Genomic DNA, 15,233 nt, shown 5'->3' with positions numbered 1-15,233 from the left:
AACAGCGTCGGATGGGAAGACGTAATACAGAATAGAAAGGCAATAAGAGAATAAGATGGCGTTAATTAACCCGCTATTCCTGGCATCATTTCTCTTGCGTTTTATCCCCATCAAAAGCGGCCTTTAGCCCACGTTGGCGCTCCCGGCGTTTGTGCGTATGATGTTTTTAAAAGATCGTCATACTTTCTGTTCTGCATCAATTTTTTCATTACAAATGCTCGCCATAATGCCGTCCTCAGGAGGCCTCCCGACGTTTATGCTGCGCCGGGAGGAACAAAAACAACGTATAATCTGGGGTAAACTGATGATTAAAGGCAAACTGGCGCTCATAACGTGCGCGATGGCTCTGGCATTCACCTCGCCGCTTTTCGCCGCGTCGGACACGGCAGATGGCCATACCTTAAAGCTGGCCATTGGCCCTGAGCCAACGGAAGGCTTTGATCCTATGCTGGGCTGGAGCCACGGCAGTTACTTATTGCTTCATGCGCCGTTGCTCAAGCAAAACGCCGATATGAGTTGGGGTAATTTACTGACGGAAAAAGTGGACACCAGCCCCGATGGTAAAACCTGGATACTGACCTTAAAACCCGATCTGAAATTCTCCGATGGCTCGCCATTAACTGCCGAAGATGTCGTTTTTACATATAACAAAGCGGCGAAGAGCGGCGGTAAAATTGACATGGGCAACTTTAGTCATGCGCGAGCGCTGGATGCGCGCCGAATTGAGATGACGCTGAGCCATCCGCAGAGTACCTTTGTGAATGTACTCGGGTCGTTAGGGATTGTTCCGGCCAGCCGTTATGATGAAAAAACGTTTGCCCGCGAACCGATAGGCGCCGGTCCGTACCGACTGGTCAGTTTCCAGCCTGGTCAGCAACTGATCGTTGAAGCTAATCCCTGGTATGCGGGTAAAAAGAATGACTTTAACCGGCTGGTTTTTGTCTTCCTGGATGAAGATAATGCTTATGCCGCCGCGCGCAGCGGACAGTTAGGTCTGGTGCGCATTGCCCCTTCTATGGCGGTGGCGCCGCAGCAGGATAATCTTAAACTCTGGGTACGCGATAGCGTTGAAAACCGGGGCATTGTCTTCCCGATGGTACCTGCCGGTAAAAAGGATGCTAACGGTTATCCTGTCGGCAACGATGTGACCGCTGATGTCGCTATCAGACGCGCAATTAACTATGCCATTAATCGTAAGCAACTGGCGGAACAGGTGATGGAAGGCCATGCGATACCCGCCTATAGCGCGGTGCAGGGATTGCCGTGGCAAAATCCTTCAGTGGTATTCAGCGATGGCGATATTGCAAAAGCGCGCGCCATCCTGGAAGAGGCTGGCTGGAAGATAAACAGTGCGGGCGTGCGTGAAAAAGCAGGTAAAGAAGCGCGTCTGACCTTATGGTATGCCAGTGGCGACAGCACCCGGCGGGATCTGGCCGAGGCGGTGCGCGCCATGTTGCAGCCTTTAGGCATTGCCGTCTCGTTGCAGTCGGGAAGCTGGGAAACCGTAGAGCGCCATATGCACGCTAACCCTACGCTGTTTGGCTGGGGAAGTCTGGACCCGATGGAACTCTTCCATCACTACAGCGGGAAAGCCGCTGGTGTGGAATATTATAACCCGGGCTATTACAGCAACCCTGCGGTAGAAGCACATCTGAAACAGGCTATAGATGCGCCTGACTGGCAAAAGGCGATTCCTTTCTGGCAGCAGGTTGAGTGGGATGGAAAGCAGGGCGCTGGCGTTCAGGGCGATGCGGCATGGGCATGGCTGCTTAATATTCAGCATACCTATCTGGCCAACCCCTGTATTGATCTGGGGAAAGGCGCGCCAGAAATCCACGGTAGCTGGTCGGTGTTAAACAATCTTGATGACTGGACCTGGACCTGTCGGTGATGAAATTGTTCTTCAGTCATTTTTTGCGGCTGATTATTCTGTTGGTGCTGGTGGCTGCCGGCACCTTCATTTTGCTTAGCTTTTCGCCCGTTGATCCTATCCGTGCTTATATTGGCAACGATCTGCTCCATGTTCCGCCAGAACAATATGCGCGGATTGCGGCGCGCTGGGGGCTTGACCAGCCGCTGTGGGAGCGTTTCGGTCACTGGTTTTGGCGTCTGCTCCAGGGAGACATGGGGTATTCCATGCTGTTCAACATGCCTGTCGCCAGCGTGATCCGGGAACGTTTTGCGACGTCATTCGCGCTGCTGGCTGGCGCCTGGCTATTGTCTGGTGTGCTGGGCGTGACATTGGGTTTTCTGGCCGGACGTTTTCTCCACCGTTGGCCGGATAAGATAATTTGCCGTATCAGCTACTTATTGTCATCGTTGCCCACCTTCTGGATAGCAATGCTGTTGCTGGCGCTGTTTGCCGTCCGCTGGCCGTTATTACCTGTTTGTTGCGCCTGGGACCCCGGAAATAATGCAGGAACAGCTCTTTTATCGGAACGTTTACGCCATCTTGTGTTGCCGGTATGTGCGTTAAGTCTGTTGGGCATGGGGCAAATTGCGCTGCATACGCGAGAAAAAATAGCCAGCGTAATGAAGAGCGAATTTATTCGTTTTGCGCGCGCTCAGGGGGATAAAGGATGGTCGCTGTTACGTCACCAGGTGTTACGTCATGCGATTACCCCAGCACTCTGTTTACAGTTTGCTTCTCTGGGCGAACTGATGGGGGGGGCGTTACTGGCAGAAAAAGTCTTTGCGTATCCGGGACTGGGACAGGCCACTATCGATGCCGGCCTGCGTGGCGATGTCCCGCTACTCATGGGGATCGTTTTATTCTGTACGCTATTAGTGTTTGCCGGAAATACGATTTCAGCCTGGCTTGTGGTGGTGCTTAATCGATCGCTGGAGCGTCCCGATGCTCTATAATCCTGCCCCGACATTGCTTCGTCTGATCCTCTCCGTTACCTGCCTGCTGTTTATTGCCGGATACGGTTATGCCACGTTGAGCCAGCCGCCAGAGGTTAATCTGCTTGCCCGGCATCTGTCGCCTGATATCCAGCACTGGTTTGGCACCGATAATCTGGGGCGCGATGTATGGCTTCGTTGCTTTCAGGGGGCCTTCACCAGTTTACAAATTGGCGTTGGCGCCGCGCTGTGCAGCGGCGTTATCGCGCTAGTGATGGCGGCAGCGGCGCGCATTCATCCCCGGCTGGACCTCCTGATGCGGCTGATAACCGATGCCATGCTCGCCATGCCGCATTTACTTTTGCTGATCCTTATCTGTTTTACGCTCGGCGGCGGTAAAAGCGGCGTCATTGCGGCCGTGGCGTTAACGCACTGGCCCCGTCTGGCGCTGATTCTGCGCGCCGACGCGGAGCGGGTAGCGCAGAGTGACTACCTGACATTGACCTATCGTCTGGGGCATGGACACCTCTATTGCTGGCGATATCACTATTTTCCGGCGCTATTGCCGCAATGGTTGACGGGAACGTTATTGATGTTTCCTCATGCGGTATTGCACAGCGCGGCGTTAAGTTTTCTGGGGTTTGGGCTGGCGCCGCATGAGCCTTCGCTGGGGCTGTTGCTGGCGGATGCGTTACGGTTTATTAGCCATGGTAACTGGTGGCTGGTGCTGTTTCCCGGCCTAATGTTATTCACGCTGGTGATGCTCTTCGATCAGTTTGCGCGCGCCACTCAGCGGCTGTGGCTAAGGAGTGACGTATGCTGAGTTTACAAAAGGTTACGCTGGAAAGCGCGCGTTATCGCTGGTATGGCGCGAGACGCTGGTCGCCGTTATTACAGAATGTCTCTTTTGATATCGCGCCCGGCGAAATGGTGGCATTGGTTGGCGGCAGCGGGGAGGGCAAAAGTCTGCTGCTGCAATGCCTGCTCGATCTGCTGCCGGAAAATTTACGCTTTCGGGGGGAAATTACGCTTGATGGCAACCGGCTGGACAGACATACCATCAGGCAGCTTAGGGGCAATACGTTTAGCTACGTGCCGCAGGGGGTACAGGCGCTTAATCCCATGCTGAATATCAGAAAACATTTGAACAGAGCATGTCATCTGACCGGACGCGCCTGGGATGAGACGCAGATGGTACAGCTATTGCAGCAAAGCGATCTCGAACCGACAGTCCTGGAACGCTTTCCTCGCCAGCTCTCCGGCGGGATGGCTAAACGAATTCTGGCGTGCCACGCCTCGCTCAGCCAGGCACGTTATATCCTCGCGGATGAGATCACCGCCTGGCTTGATACCGCACTGGCAAACCAGTTGCTTGAGCACTTGCGAGGTCTCTGCGAGCGGGGATGCGGCGTGCTGTGGGTGACTCATGACCTGCTGCTGGCGGCGCGGTATGCCGATCGCATTGTGGCGCTGCATCAGGGTTATATCACGGACAATATTCGCTGTGAACGATTACAGCCGGAAGAGATGAGTGAGCCGTTAAAACGACAATGGCAAGCATTGCCTGAACTAAACCCGTTATTTATGCCGACCGGAGAGGGAATAGAATGCTAAGCTGCCGCGACCTCGTTATTCGTCAGGGTGGGAAAGTCTTATGGCAGAACCTGACGTTTACGATTTCTGCCGGTGAACGGGTAGGAATTCATGCGCCAAGCGGAACGGGGAAAACAACGTTGGGGCGCGTCCTGGCCGGATGGCAAAAACCGACGGCGGGCGACGTTCTGCTGGACGGTAGCCCGTTACCCCTGCATCAGTATTGTCCGGTACAGTTGGTCCCCCAGCATCCTGAACTGACGTTTAATCCCTGGCGAAGCGCCGGAGACGCTGTACGTGATGCCTGGCAGCCTGACCCGGAAACGATGAGGCGTTTGCATGTGCAGCCCGAGTGGCTGACGCGTCGGCCAATGCAGCTCTCAGGCGGGGAGTTGGCGCGTATTGCGATACTGCGCGCGCTTGACCCGCGAACGCGTTTTCTGATTGCCGACGAAATGACGGCGCAACTCGATCCGTCTATTCAAAAAGCGATATGGGTATACGTGCTTGAGGTGTGTCGCAGCCGTTCATTAGGGATGTTGGTGATTAGTCATCAGTCTGCGCTACTTGATCAAGTCTGTACCCGCCATTTACAGGTGGAATAGCCGCAAGTCGTTTCTCCGCATTGCCGTGTCGCCGTTAACGCACCGGGAACCCATGGGTTCCCGGTATTGTCGGTAGAGATTTTACTGCATGACGCGTTTATCTGCGTTTTTTGCATCAGCGGTATTACTGTAGTCCCTGGTCTCTTCAACCTGTACAGGGGCTCTGACGACCAGACTAGGCAGCGCCAGTTCGATATTATTCTCAATGAGTTTTTCAATAATACGGATATTTATCTCTTGCTGAATATCCATGTATTTATTGTAATCCGCGGTATTGACGATATGCACCACCTCATAGGTCAGCCGATCCTGACTAAAGGCCAGTAGATGGGCGCGGTCGAATTGTGTTTCGCCGACATCGGTAATAATTTTTTTCACCATATCGCCGATGAGGCGTAACTTTTCCGGCGGTGTCGCAGTGGCGACGCCAAAAGTAAACACGATACGACGCGTTTGCATCCGCTTATAGTTGTGTATGGTTTGCTGCAACAACTGCGCGTTCGCACAAACGATCTGTTCGCCGCTGAGGCTACGGATGCGAGTGGTTTTCAAACCGATATGTTCAATCGTACCGGCTACATCATTAAAGACGACGAAATCGCCGATCTCGAAGGGCTTATCGAAACCAATCGACAGCGAAGCGAAGACATCGCTCAGAACGGTTTGTACCGCCAGGGCAATAGCAATACCGCCCACGCCGAGGCTTGCTACCAGTGCAGTAATATCCACGCCGACGTTCGCCAGGATGGAGAGCAGCATCATAGACCAGACGAGCACGCGCAAAATCATACCAAGAATGACTAACGTCACCGGGTTTTTATTGGAGCCTGGGGCATACAGTAAATGACGCATCCATGACTGTACGCCCTGATCAAGCCAAATCGCCATTTGAATCGCAACCACTAAAAACCAGGCGTGAGAGAGGGTAGAGAATAACCGGTCGGGCAGGGCGACAAAGCGCAGACTAAAGAGAAATGCGGCAAAAAAGATTAGCATTTTACTGGTCTTTTTCAGCATCTCGAAAACAATAGGCCGCAGCCGCCCATGAGCATCATCCTTTTTATCCGGGCGTTGTAGCGCTTTATAGACCACATTAAGTAGCCAGTTGATGAGCCAGTAAGTAATGAGGGTGACGAAAAAAACGACCGCCAGATTGATCCAGAACGTCGTTGACATCAGCATCGCAACGATATTTAGTCGTGCTAAATACTCCATTTTACCTCCGATGAAAAGCAGATGAACATTACAGTATAGACGTCACATCACCGAGGCCGATTTCCGGCTTTACTATTGCTGTTTTATTCAGCACTTTTGTTCAAAAAGTATGAAAAAGAGGGGTAGCCGTTTGGCTATCCCGGCGTTTCTGTGCAGACTTATCTACTCCTCTTAATAAAATAAGGAGTCATTTATGCAACAAGAACATCGTGAGTGTATTGAGCAGTGTTATGAATGCGCGGCGGCGTGTGATATCTGCGCCTCTTCTTGTCTGCGTGAAGATAACGTCGAAATGATGAAGCACTGCATCCAGTTAGATATGCAATGTGCGGCCATTTGTCGCCTGGCGGCGCAATTTATGGCGTTGGAAAGCGAGTACTCACAAAAATTATGCCGCCTGTGCGCGGATATCTGCAAAGCCTGCGCCGAAGAGTGTGCAAGGCACGATCACGACCATTGCCAGAATTGCGCGCGGGCATGCAGCCAATGCGCAGACGCCTGCCTTAAAATGGCCGCGTAATTTTTCTTCCGCCATTAGCTCAACCGGATAGAGCATAGAGCTTCTACCTCTAAGGTTCGGGGTTCAATTCCTCGATGGCGGACCAGTTGATATCAAAAAAGGCCACCTGCGCGGTGGCCGCTGAGTTTTTGTTGAAATAAATGCAATGTTATAATATAACAATCATCTTTTCTAAAAAAGATGAGGGTAACGTTTTGGTGATTCATTTAAAAAAACTGACAATGCTTCTGGGAATGCTGTTGGTAAATAGTCCTGCCTTCGCGCATGGTCATCATGCTCATGGCGCGCCGATGACGGAGGTTGAGCAAAAAGCGGCAGCGGGCGTGTTTGATGACGCTAATGTACGCGATCGCGCGCTCACCGACTGGGATGGTATGTGGCAATCCGTCTATCCTTATCTGGTCAGCGGCGAGCTGGACCCTGTCTTCAGACAAAAGGCGAAGAAAGACCCGGAGAAAACGTTTGAGGATATTAAAGCGTATTATCGCAAAGGATACGCGACGAATGTTGAGACTATCGGCATTGAAAATGGCGTTATAGAATTCCATCGCGACAATAACGTTGCATCCTGTAAATACAATTATGCCGGCTATAAAATTCTGACTTACGCATCGGGTAAAAAAGGGGTGCGCTATCTGTTCGAATGTAAAGATGCGAATAGCAAAGCGCCTAAATATGTTCAGTTTAGCGATCATATCATTGCCCCGCGCAAATCGGCGCATTTTCATATCTTTATGGGAAATACCTCGCAGCAGGCATTGTTGCAAGAGATGGAAAACTGGCCTACCTATTATCCTTATCAGTTAAAGGCGAATGAGGTCGTTGACGAAATGCTACATCATTAAGTCTGATTGCAATGTTAAAAGCTCGCTATGAATAGCGAGCTTTTTTTCTGCCGTTATGCCATATTTCTGGCAATCAATATAAAAAATACCTGCGCCCCCGGAGCGATGATGACGCTGTCCATACCGCCCTCGATTCAATGCCAAACGGAAGCGGCATGTCGCCTGATTACTCGTGTCACAGGCGATACGTTGCGTGCTATTCATTTATATGGTTCCGCTGTCGCGGGCGGTCTGAAGCCAAACAGCGACATTGATCTGCTGGTGACAATATGTCAGCCGCTGACGGAGGCCCAACGCGCAATGCTGATGCAGGAATTGCTGGCGCTTTCATCGCCGCCGGGGGCGTCGGCAGAAAAACGCGCTCTGGAGGTCACTGTCGTGCTTTATTCGCAGCTGGTTCCCTGGTGTTTTCCACCTTCCAGGGAAATGCAATTTGGCGAGTGGCTAAGAGAGGACATTTGTCAGGGGATTTATGAACCAGCGCAGCAGGACTGGGACATTGTGTTACTGATAACCCAAATTCTGGAAACCAGTATACCGCTAAAGGGCGAACGCGCGGAACGGCTGTTCACGCCAGCCCCTGCGGCGCAGTTGCTGAAGGCCTTGCGTTATCCCCTCGACCTTTGGCAATCCACGGCAGATGTGCAGGGAGATGAGTATCATATCGTTTTAACCCTGGCGCGTATCTGGTACACCCTTTCTACCGGGAGATTTACCTCTAAGGATGCGGCGGCTGACTGGCTGTTACCTCAGTTGCCAGAAGATTACGCTGCTACGTTGCGTGCGGCGCAGCGTGAATATTTAGGTCTGGAGCAGCAGGACTGGCATATTTTGCTGCCTGCGGTCGTACGCTTTGTGGATTTTGCGAAAACGCACATCCCCACGCAGTTCACATAAGATGCCCCAGGACGTCTGTCAGGTTGCGCAAACGGCGTTCCTCAACTACTACTTAATAGGTTCTCATCGCTGAAGTAAGCAGATGATCTTATGCGGGCCATCGAATGGATATTCCCACATGGCTCTCGTTTTGTTGAGGTGGATATGACTGGTTCCGCATCATCTGTTTTAAAGACAGATACAAGACTATTGAGCGAAAACCTGTTTCTTAATTATGGTCTGGAGTCCTTATTTAAGGACGTCGCAATAATAGCTGGTAACGTAAATTATATTATTTTTGATATCGACGATTACTACACCGTACAGCAGTATATTACTTCCACATTTAAAACGGTACTCATTGGAATTGTTACCCATAATGAATATAACTTTATTGATGAACATCATGCTATATATCGAATAAAGGTCGATGCCTCTATTGCTGAGTGGCGTGAGTTACTGATTTTGGCCGCTGCTGGTCAATTTTTCCCCAGGTCAGAGAAAGTCAGATTAACGGCGAATGAAAGAAATGTTTTGGCGATGCTTGTTAAAGGAATGGATATCCGACAAATAAGCTGTGAGCTGAATGTACATTTAAAAACTATTTACTCAGTACGCTACCATGTTCTGACTAAATTAGGTTGTAGAACAGTTCTGGATTATCAAATACTGTCCGTCTCTAAAGCCTTTACGCACTGGCTGACAATAAATAATGTCGATAATGTAATTTCACGTGTAAATAGTAAGGTCATTGCTTAATAATGATTTGCTTCTGATGGCGTTTAGGTTCACTATGCTTTCTTACATCATCATGAGGCCAGACAGGCATGGCTACTTTTAGTATTAGCGCAATGGCGGCGCAGTGTGGTGTCACAACAGCAAATATCAGGTCCTGGGAACGCTATGGCCTGCTTCAACCTACCAAAGATGAAGTTGGCAATCGTTTTTATTGCATAGAAGATGCTATCAGAATACAGCATATTATCGACGCGTTAAGCAAAGGCTTCTCATTAAAAGAGATTAAACCTGCCCTCTATGGTGAAGAAACGCATTGCCGCTCGGGATGGTTATTCTACCAGGAAGAGATTTTAGCGCAGTGTAGAAAATTCGAACCCGCCAAATTGCGAAAATTACTCTGGCGTTATGGTCGGGAAATTCCGCCGTGTATCGTAATTGAGTCAATACTGCGTCCTTTACGGCTGTGGTTGTCCGCAGGCGATGATGATGCACGCCGATTTGAAAAGGCATTACTGGATACTGCGATTATTGAATACGCCACGTTCCAGCTAAGTAGCGTACGAAAGGCACCAGCAGGCACAATGCTTATTGCTGCGTTTTCGCTGAACGACCCCATTGAGCTATGGCTGGAAACGATTAAATATTGTAGTGAAGGTATGCGAGTTGAAGTCATCCCCTGGCAGGCGCCGATGCCCGATCTTTTATCAACGTCTTTCGAGCATATTGTTCTGTGGCATGATGAGACATTAACTCCCGCCCAGGAAAATCTTATTCAGGCGTTAAAAGAATCGGGTAAATTTAGTCTTCATGTGAAAAATGGCTCAGGCTTAACATTACTGCCAGCCGTATACCGGCAGCATGAGATGCCAGAAAGCATGCAGCATGTTGCACCGCAAATCCATGCAAACGGCTACGAAAAATCAGGTACCGCACGTTGAGGCATCTGCATTATTAACGAACAGGGGAGGAGTAACCCCCTCCCTTGTTTATACCCTTCATACTTCAAGTTGCTTATGTGTTGGCTACGGATTACTCGGCCCATCCATGGGCCTCGCCCTGACGGGCCGTCGCACGCGACGTTCAAATCTGCTCCCGGCAGATTTGTCGTTCACCCCAGTCACATAGTTATCTATGCTCCTGGGGACTCACTCCCTTGCCGCCTTTAAGCAACTCGAATTATTTTGGGTATATATTAGATGTCGTCAGGTGTCTGAAACAAAACGGCTTCTAAGGCATTACGGTAAATATCAAGCTGCACTACGTCTTTTTCTGTTTCCAGTTTTTCAATAAGTTTGGCGATGATATCCTTATTTGAGACATGCTGCTGCGATTGCAATAGTTCGTAAGTAATTTCCTGAATAGCTCGCTGTTCACATAACATATGTGCAGAAAAAGGATTGCCAGTACTATTTTGTTCGTTGACTAGTGTAATGGTAGTCATATTTCACCATATTCGATGTAAATTGAAGCCGATCTCCCTGAGCGGGGGAGAGAAATTAGTGACCTATTAAAGTTAGACCTATATCATAAAACTGTAATAAAAAAACATAAAAACGTGACGCGCATCACATTTGTGTGATTTGTTGTATATTTTATACACTTTAAATGAAGGTGAAGATTCCGCAGAATCAACGGCCTGTTCTTTTTATCACTCCAGTTTAAACGAATAAGCATTAATACCCATTTGTAATAATTACTTAATGTTATCTTAATAAAGGTAAATTACTGTCAGGCCTCCGTAAAAGGAGGTTGATTAATGATTCGTCATATCGCCATTTTTCTTTGTTCTTTATTGATGTGCAGCACCACTTTTGCCGATTCGGTAACGTCGGTATCGCTTGGCGCACTCTTAACCGCGCTCAATGAACGCATGTTATTAATGAAAGATGTGGCTGCTTATAAAATGAAGCACCATCTGCCGATAGAGGATTTCACGCGTGAACAAAATGTTTTTGCCGAGGCTGAAGAAGAAGCGAAAAATAACGGTCTGGACCCGCATTCGATAACCCCTTTTATTCGTTCGCTAATGGATGCCAGTAAAGCGATACAGTACCGCTATTTAGCGCAGTGGCGAACCGGCCCAGAACCCTCCTTTCCTATACAAACCTTGTCGGTCACCCGGCAACGTATTCGACAACTTGATAATCAAATGTTGATCATTATCAGCCAGCGCCTGATGGTCGGCGCTTTCAGCCATGAGGATATGGTGTGGCTGAGAACGCACTTTAATGCGCCGAATCTGAATGAGAGCGATATCAGTGATGTGTTGGCATCTCTGTCTTTGGTGCGACGCGCGCGTTAATTCCCCATGAGGAAACGTGGGCCAATACCGGGTGATTGCCTGCGGGGGGCGCGATACAAGAACGTTTTTGGGTGATGTGGATATAAGCGTGGCGGAATAGCGGCTGGAGGGACGTGGTTTCGCTTCCCATCTTCCGGTGCATTCGTTAGCATACTGTTTCGCAGCTAAGCGTAAATGTTTTCAGGAAGAGGTTAATGTGTTCGCGGAGTATGGTGTTCTGAATTATTGGACGTACCTGGTTGGGGCGATTTTTATCGTTCTGGTACCGGGGCCGAATACGCTTTTTGTGCTTAAAAACAGCGTGGGACGCGGGGTTAAAGGAGGATATCTTGCCGCATGCGGCGTGTTTATCGGCGATGCGATATTAATGTTTCTGGCGTATGCGGGCGTGGCGACGCTGATCAAAACAACGCCGGTTCTGTTTAATATTGTTCGCTATCTCGGCGCGTTTTATCTGCTCTACCTTGGCGCAAAAATCCTTTACGCCACGCTGACCTCAAAGGGGCGTGCGGCGACGGAAACGGTAGTTCCTTTTGGCGCTATTTTTAAGCGTGCTTTAATTCTTAGCCTGACGAATCCTAAAGCCATACTTTTTTATGTTTCCTTTTTTGTGCAATTTATTGACGTTACTGCGCCGCATACTGGGGTGTCATTTTTTATTTTGGCTACCACCCTTGAAATCGTCAGTTTTTGCTATCTGAGCTTTTTAATTCTTTCTGGCGCTTTTGTAACCCACTATATTGGTACCAAAAAGAAACTGGCAAAAGTGGGCAATTCGTTGATTGGCCTTCTTTTCGTCGGGTTTGCCGCCCGGCTGGCAACGCTCCAGTCTTAACCCCCTGGACCCGTCGACAACGGCGGGTCATTGCACTCCTTTCGGTTTTATTGCGTGGAAAACAGCAAAATAGTAACCAATAAATGGTATTTAAAATGCTGTTTTTGGAGCGTAACCTTTTTACGACAGCGATGAGACTATCGCTGAGTAACCTGCGGGAAGAGGGAAGCAAATGCGGCAAATTCCACAAGATCATATCCATACACGTTCCACGCCATTCTGGAACAAAGAGACGGCGCCTGCCGGAATTTTCGAACGCCACCTTGATAAGGGAACGCGACCCGGCGTTTATCCTCGCCTCTCGGTGATGCAGGGGGCGGTCAAATATCTCGGATACGCTGATGAACATTGCTCTGAGCCGGAAGAAATCATGGTGATCAATGCCGGCGAGTTTGGCGTGTTTCCTCCGGAAAAGTGGCACAATATTGAGGTCATGACGGATGATACCTATTTTAACATCGACTTTTTTGTCGCGCCGGAAGTACTGATGGAAGGGGCGACCTCACGAAAAGTCATTCATGCCGGGAGAGAATAATAATGGGAAAAGCCACTTATACCGTCACGGTCACGAATAATAGCAATGGCGTCTCTGTGGACTATGAAACGGAAGCACCGATGACGTTGCTGGTACCTGAAGTTGCGGCAGAAGTTGTGAAGGATTTGGTCAATACCGTGCGTTCCTACGATACCGAAAACGAACACGACGTTTGCGGTTGGTAAGGATGTTGTGGTATCTATTTGATATAAAGTGATTTTTTAAATCAGAAGCCGCATCGCGCGTCGCCAGCGTGATGCGGTTTTTGCGTATTGAAAAGCGCTGTTTATTTACATCAGACATGGGTTGAAAAGAAACATTAAGAAAACATTAAGAATAGCGCATTGTTTGCTAATGAGAGCGTATTCATAAAACTTATGATTGGGTATTAAAAACCAGAAGAGTCTTATGATCATGAAACTCGATACCCGATTAACTTCGTCAGCACTTACTCTTGCGCTTGCCGCTGTGGTCATCCCGTTTACGGCGGACTGGCAATTGCCTTTGCTTAACGGCGTGGTGGTCCGATGGATTGAAAACGGACAAGCGTTATGGTTACTGTTTGGGGCGCTATTTACCGCCTGGTATATACGGCCACTTTCCCGTCCCGAAGGGGCAAAGCAGTTTTGGCTATGGGCTGTTGTCTGGTGGCTGGTACTGCTGGGTAGAAGCACCAGTTGGGGGCGTGACTATTTCCCTGACGAGCCGCGTATACTGTTCAGAATGATTTCAGTGCTATTAATTGCTGCGTTAGTCTTGCCAGTCCTGTTTTCTGCCGAGCTACGTAAGGAGATTGTTCGTCGTCTGCGGGACGTTTCTCTGCCATTGTGGCTGTTTGCCGTGACGGCATGTTCATATCTGATTTCCGACACTGTCGAGCATCATCGGTGGTTGTCGCCGATATTCCTGCATAACGCGCGTTACACAGATTTGATTGAAGAGCTTTATGAAGTGCCATTTATGATCGGTTTGTTTATGGTGACCATGGGGTTTATGCAGCAGGACAAGCAGGATGAATGTACGGCGCTGGAGATGACCCCGTATCACGCAAAATAGCGCGGCTGAAAAAGACCATGAATTCGACATGGGATAGATAGCGGTTAGCAAAAAAAGCCCGCACTCGGTGAGGCGGGCAAATAATACTGGAAGCAATGTGAGCAATGTCGTACCGAACAGGTGGGTTATAAACTCAACCACTCGGTGTTGATAAAGATAATCGTTATCATTAATGATTGCAACCCTGATATTTATGCGCTTTTATCCACGACGCTAAAAGGTGATGGATATCACAAACTTCACTTTCCTGACGATGTGCTATTCTTTTTAACGGCAAATAAACCGCTAACGTTAAGACATAAGTGAGGAAAAAATGGGCATTCTTTCATGGATTATTTTTGGACTTATTGCGGGTATTTTGGCTAAGTGGATCATGCCAGGTAAAGATGGCGGCGGATTCTTTATGACGATCATTCTGGGGATCGTTGGTGCGGTAGTCGGAGGATGGATCAGTACGTTCTTTGGCTTTGGCAAAGTGGATGGTTTCAACTTCGGCAGCTTTGCAGTCGCGGTGATCGGCGCGATTGTCGTGCTGTTAATCTACAGAAAAATCAAAAGCTAAACGCAGAACTTTCAGAGATAATAAAGGCTACGACAGGTAGCCTTTATTATTCAAAATGAATTTACCACCAGCCCAGTTCGGTACCCGCCGCCGCAATTAGCGCGATGCCCATCAACACCATCGTTGTTTTCCTCATGGTTATGCTCCCGGCGCGGCGTAACCGCCAATAAAAAACCATGCCAAAAATAATATTGCCGTAATGAAAATGACGACAGGGAAGAGGATACCCACTCTCATGCTATTACCTTCACTGTTCAGGGGGCGCCAGAATAGCAGGGTTTTCTCAGCGACAAAAGGTCGGTTACTTTGTGACAGGGCGTGGCTATTACTGACTTAACCCGGGATAAACACCCGCTAAAGCGCTGACAGAAAGTATGGAAATAGCGTACCCGCCAGGTTATCCTGGACAAAATATCGCTTTAAGGAGTCGTTATGAAATTTACGTGGATTGCGTTGCCAGGCGTATTGCTGCTGAGCGCTTGTTCATCGTCGCAACCCAACGCCCCCAGGCCGCCGCGCATTGGGATGCCTAATCCGGCAGCCGTCTACTGTGAGCAACAAGGCGGTACGCTGATGCCGGTGCAGACCCCACAAGGCGTGCGTTCCGATTGCAAATTGCCCAATGGCGAAATCATTGATGAGTGGACACTATGGCGCAGAGAGCACCCTGATACGAAAAAGTGACAACCTGCGGTCCGACGGGATAT

Annotated in this window: 20 protein-coding genes, 1 tRNA gene and 1 pseudogene; 18 read left to right on the top strand and 4 right to left on the bottom strand. The window is 49.3% G+C overall.

The window, feature by feature from the left end:
• Positions 1 to 256 precede the first annotated feature (256 nt).
• From ACLJPE_RS05150 to ACLJPE_RS05130, 5 genes are read left to right on the top strand one after another with little or no spacing between them, the layout of a single operon-like run.
• The gene (locus ACLJPE_RS05150) at positions 257 to 1,891 is read left to right on the top strand and encodes an ABC transporter substrate-binding protein (RefSeq protein WP_072102656.1); all 1,635 of its coding nucleotides are present in this window, start codon (positions 257 to 259) and stop codon (positions 1,889 to 1,891) included.
• The gene (locus ACLJPE_RS05145; protein WP_001633201.1) at positions 1,891 to 2,865 is read left to right on the top strand and encodes an ABC transporter permease; all 975 of its coding nucleotides are present in this window, start codon (positions 1,891 to 1,893) and stop codon (positions 2,863 to 2,865) included. Before ACLJPE_RS05150 ends, ACLJPE_RS05145 begins: the two co-directional genes overlap by 1 nt.
• Complete coding sequence (locus ACLJPE_RS05140; protein ID WP_023232964.1) at positions 2,855 to 3,667, top strand: ABC transporter permease; 813 nt, start codon at positions 2,855 to 2,857, stop codon at positions 3,665 to 3,667. Before ACLJPE_RS05145 ends, ACLJPE_RS05140 begins: the two co-directional genes overlap by 11 nt.
• On the top strand, positions 3,661 to 4,458 hold the full coding sequence (locus ACLJPE_RS05135; RefSeq protein WP_023212259.1) for an ATP-binding cassette domain-containing protein: 798 nt from the start codon (positions 3,661 to 3,663) through the stop codon (positions 4,456 to 4,458). Before ACLJPE_RS05140 ends, ACLJPE_RS05135 begins: the two co-directional genes overlap by 7 nt.
• Positions 4,452 to 5,042 (top strand): ATP-binding cassette domain-containing protein, encoded by a 591-nt coding sequence (locus ACLJPE_RS05130; RefSeq protein WP_000947460.1) that lies wholly within the window; start codon positions 4,452 to 4,454, stop codon positions 5,040 to 5,042. Before ACLJPE_RS05135 ends, ACLJPE_RS05130 begins: the two co-directional genes overlap by 7 nt.
• 81 nt (positions 5,043 to 5,123) lie before the next feature.
• Here the strand turns inward: ACLJPE_RS05130 and ACLJPE_RS05125 are convergent, their stop codons facing one another.
• On the bottom strand, positions 5,124 to 6,257 hold the full coding sequence (locus ACLJPE_RS05125) for a mechanosensitive ion channel family protein (protein WP_024797568.1): 1,134 nt from the start codon (positions 6,255 to 6,257) through the stop codon (positions 5,124 to 5,126).
• Positions 6,258 to 6,450: 193 nt separating this feature from the next.
• Between ACLJPE_RS05125 and ACLJPE_RS05120 the strand changes: the two genes are divergently transcribed.
• The 6 genes from ACLJPE_RS05120 to ACLJPE_RS05095 all read left to right on the top strand — a co-directional run bounded on the left by ACLJPE_RS05120 (position 6,451) and on the right by ACLJPE_RS05095 (position 10,174).
• Positions 6,451 to 6,777 carry a four-helix bundle copper-binding protein gene (locus ACLJPE_RS05120; RefSeq protein WP_001183699.1) on the top strand — a complete coding sequence of 109 codons (327 nt, stop codon included), beginning with the start codon at positions 6,451 to 6,453 and terminating at the stop codon, positions 6,775 to 6,777.
• Positions 6,778 to 6,785: 8 nt separating this feature from the next.
• Positions 6,786 to 6,862: transfer RNA gene (locus tag ACLJPE_RS05115), tRNA-Arg, on the top strand.
• Positions 6,863 to 6,974: 112 nt separating this feature from the next.
• Complete coding sequence (gene zinT / locus ACLJPE_RS05110; protein WP_001537483.1) at positions 6,975 to 7,622, top strand: metal-binding protein ZinT; 648 nt, start codon at positions 6,975 to 6,977, stop codon at positions 7,620 to 7,622.
• Between the two features lie 108 nt (positions 7,623 to 7,730).
• The gene (gene aadA / locus ACLJPE_RS05105; RefSeq protein ID WP_039513213.1) at positions 7,731 to 8,519 is read left to right on the top strand and encodes a cryptic aminoglycoside nucleotidyltransferase ANT(3'')/ANT(9); all 789 of its coding nucleotides are present in this window, start codon (positions 7,731 to 7,733) and stop codon (positions 8,517 to 8,519) included.
• Positions 8,520 to 8,663: 144 nt separating this feature from the next.
• Positions 8,664 to 9,257 (top strand): helix-turn-helix domain-containing protein, encoded by a 594-nt coding sequence (locus ACLJPE_RS05100; protein ID WP_001562706.1) that lies wholly within the window; start codon positions 8,664 to 8,666, stop codon positions 9,255 to 9,257.
• Positions 9,258 to 9,325: 68 nt separating this feature from the next.
• Positions 9,326 to 10,174 (top strand): MerR family transcriptional regulator, encoded by an 849-nt coding sequence (locus tag ACLJPE_RS05095; RefSeq protein WP_000190269.1) that lies wholly within the window; start codon positions 9,326 to 9,328, stop codon positions 10,172 to 10,174.
• A gap of 254 nt (positions 10,175 to 10,428) precedes the next feature.
• Here the strand turns inward: ACLJPE_RS05095 and ACLJPE_RS05090 are convergent, their stop codons facing one another.
• A complete protein-coding gene (locus ACLJPE_RS05090; protein ID WP_000208086.1) occupies positions 10,429 to 10,677 on the bottom strand; it encodes a biofilm/acid-resistance regulator YmgB/AriR in 249 nt (82 codons plus the stop codon).
• Between the two features lie 78 nt (positions 10,678 to 10,755).
• Positions 10,756 to 10,910: pseudogene (locus ACLJPE_RS05085) on the bottom strand (hypothetical protein).
• Positions 10,911 to 10,992: 82 nt separating this feature from the next.
• Here ACLJPE_RS05085 and ACLJPE_RS05080 point away from each other — a divergent pair.
• The 6 genes from ACLJPE_RS05080 to ACLJPE_RS05055 all read left to right on the top strand — a co-directional run bounded on the left by ACLJPE_RS05080 (position 10,993) and on the right by ACLJPE_RS05055 (position 14,526).
• A complete protein-coding gene (locus tag ACLJPE_RS05080; protein ID WP_000617984.1) occupies positions 10,993 to 11,538 on the top strand; it encodes a chorismate mutase in 546 nt (181 codons plus the stop codon).
• A 196-nt stretch (positions 11,539 to 11,734) separates the two neighbouring features.
• Entirely contained in the window at positions 11,735 to 12,373 is a 639-nt protein-coding gene (gene leuE / locus ACLJPE_RS05075; RefSeq protein WP_000457190.1) for a leucine efflux protein LeuE, read from the top strand.
• A gap of 172 nt (positions 12,374 to 12,545) precedes the next feature.
• Positions 12,546 to 12,908, top strand: a complete 363-nt coding sequence (gene yeaR / locus ACLJPE_RS05070; protein ID WP_001248986.1) for a DUF1971 domain-containing protein YeaR — start codon at positions 12,546 to 12,548, stop codon at positions 12,906 to 12,908.
• A 2-nt stretch (positions 12,909 to 12,910) separates the two neighbouring features.
• Positions 12,911 to 13,093 (top strand): DUF1869 domain-containing protein, encoded by a 183-nt coding sequence (locus ACLJPE_RS05065; protein WP_000513733.1) that lies wholly within the window; start codon positions 12,911 to 12,913, stop codon positions 13,091 to 13,093.
• A gap of 229 nt (positions 13,094 to 13,322) precedes the next feature.
• A complete protein-coding gene (locus ACLJPE_RS05060; protein ID WP_024134481.1) occupies positions 13,323 to 13,964 on the top strand; it encodes a hypothetical protein in 642 nt (213 codons plus the stop codon).
• Positions 13,965 to 14,277: 313 nt separating this feature from the next.
• The gene (locus ACLJPE_RS05055; RefSeq protein ID WP_000512149.1) at positions 14,278 to 14,526 is read left to right on the top strand and encodes a GlsB/YeaQ/YmgE family stress response membrane protein; all 249 of its coding nucleotides are present in this window, start codon (positions 14,278 to 14,280) and stop codon (positions 14,524 to 14,526) included.
• A 138-nt stretch (positions 14,527 to 14,664) separates the two neighbouring features.
• Here the strand turns inward: ACLJPE_RS05055 and ACLJPE_RS05050 are convergent, their stop codons facing one another.
• Positions 14,665 to 14,763, bottom strand: a complete 99-nt coding sequence (locus ACLJPE_RS05050) for a YoaK family small membrane protein (protein ID WP_001589065.1) — start codon at positions 14,761 to 14,763, stop codon at positions 14,665 to 14,667.
• Positions 14,764 to 14,958: 195 nt separating this feature from the next.
• Between ACLJPE_RS05050 and ACLJPE_RS05045 the strand changes: the two genes are divergently transcribed.
• Positions 14,959 to 15,210, top strand: a complete 252-nt coding sequence (locus tag ACLJPE_RS05045; RefSeq protein WP_000673492.1) for a DUF333 domain-containing protein — start codon at positions 14,959 to 14,961, stop codon at positions 15,208 to 15,210.
• The last annotated feature ends 23 nt before the right edge of the window (positions 15,211 to 15,233 follow it).

Source organism: Salmonella sp. SAL04196, assembly GCF_046550835.1.
GTDB classification, from domain to species: Bacteria; Pseudomonadota; Gammaproteobacteria; order Enterobacterales; family Enterobacteriaceae; genus Salmonella; species Salmonella enterica.
Note: the sequence above shows the minus strand (reverse complement) of the source record. Positions and strands in the feature narration are given on the sequence as shown.

What these genes read in the sequence shown, in the direction of transcription:
- ACLJPE_RS05150 (WP_072102656.1), top strand. Translation starts at nt 257, where the DNA reads ATGCTGCGCCGGGAGGAACAAAAACAACGTATAATCTGGGGTAAACTG.
- ACLJPE_RS05145 (WP_001633201.1), top strand. Translation starts at nt 1,891, where the DNA reads ATGAAATTGTTCTTCAGTCATTTTTTGCGGCTGATTATTCTGTTGGTG.
- ACLJPE_RS05140 (WP_023232964.1), top strand. Translation starts at nt 2,855, where the DNA reads ATGCTCTATAATCCTGCCCCGACATTGCTTCGTCTGATCCTCTCCGTT.
- ACLJPE_RS05135 (WP_023212259.1), top strand. Translation starts at nt 3,661, where the DNA reads ATGCTGAGTTTACAAAAGGTTACGCTGGAAAGCGCGCGTTATCGCTGG.
- ACLJPE_RS05130 (WP_000947460.1), top strand. Translation starts at nt 4,452, where the DNA reads ATGCTAAGCTGCCGCGACCTCGTTATTCGTCAGGGTGGGAAAGTCTTA.
- ACLJPE_RS05125 (WP_024797568.1), bottom strand. Translation starts at nt 6,257, where the DNA reads ATGGAGTATTTAGCACGACTAAATATCGTTGCGATGCTGATGTCAACG.
- ACLJPE_RS05120 (WP_001183699.1), top strand. Translation starts at nt 6,451, where the DNA reads ATGCAACAAGAACATCGTGAGTGTATTGAGCAGTGTTATGAATGCGCG.
- aadA (WP_039513213.1), top strand. Translation starts at nt 7,731, where the DNA reads ATGACGCTGTCCATACCGCCCTCGATTCAATGCCAAACGGAAGCGGCA.
- ACLJPE_RS05100 (WP_001562706.1), top strand. Translation starts at nt 8,664, where the DNA reads ATGACTGGTTCCGCATCATCTGTTTTAAAGACAGATACAAGACTATTG.
- ACLJPE_RS05095 (WP_000190269.1), top strand. Translation starts at nt 9,326, where the DNA reads ATGGCTACTTTTAGTATTAGCGCAATGGCGGCGCAGTGTGGTGTCACA.
- ACLJPE_RS05090 (WP_000208086.1), bottom strand. Translation starts at nt 10,677, where the DNA reads ATGACTACCATTACACTAGTCAACGAACAAAATAGTACTGGCAATCCT.
- ACLJPE_RS05080 (WP_000617984.1), top strand. Translation starts at nt 10,993, where the DNA reads ATGATTCGTCATATCGCCATTTTTCTTTGTTCTTTATTGATGTGCAGC.
- yeaR (WP_001248986.1), top strand. Translation starts at nt 12,546, where the DNA reads ATGCGGCAAATTCCACAAGATCATATCCATACACGTTCCACGCCATTC.
- ACLJPE_RS05065 (WP_000513733.1), top strand. Translation starts at nt 12,911, where the DNA reads ATGGGAAAAGCCACTTATACCGTCACGGTCACGAATAATAGCAATGGC.
- ACLJPE_RS05060 (WP_024134481.1), top strand. Translation starts at nt 13,323, where the DNA reads ATGAAACTCGATACCCGATTAACTTCGTCAGCACTTACTCTTGCGCTT.
- ACLJPE_RS05055 (WP_000512149.1), top strand. Translation starts at nt 14,278, where the DNA reads ATGGGCATTCTTTCATGGATTATTTTTGGACTTATTGCGGGTATTTTG.
- ACLJPE_RS05050 (WP_001589065.1), bottom strand. Translation starts at nt 14,763, where the DNA reads ATGAGAGTGGGTATCCTCTTCCCTGTCGTCATTTTCATTACGGCAATA.
- ACLJPE_RS05045 (WP_000673492.1), top strand. Translation starts at nt 14,959, where the DNA reads ATGAAATTTACGTGGATTGCGTTGCCAGGCGTATTGCTGCTGAGCGCT.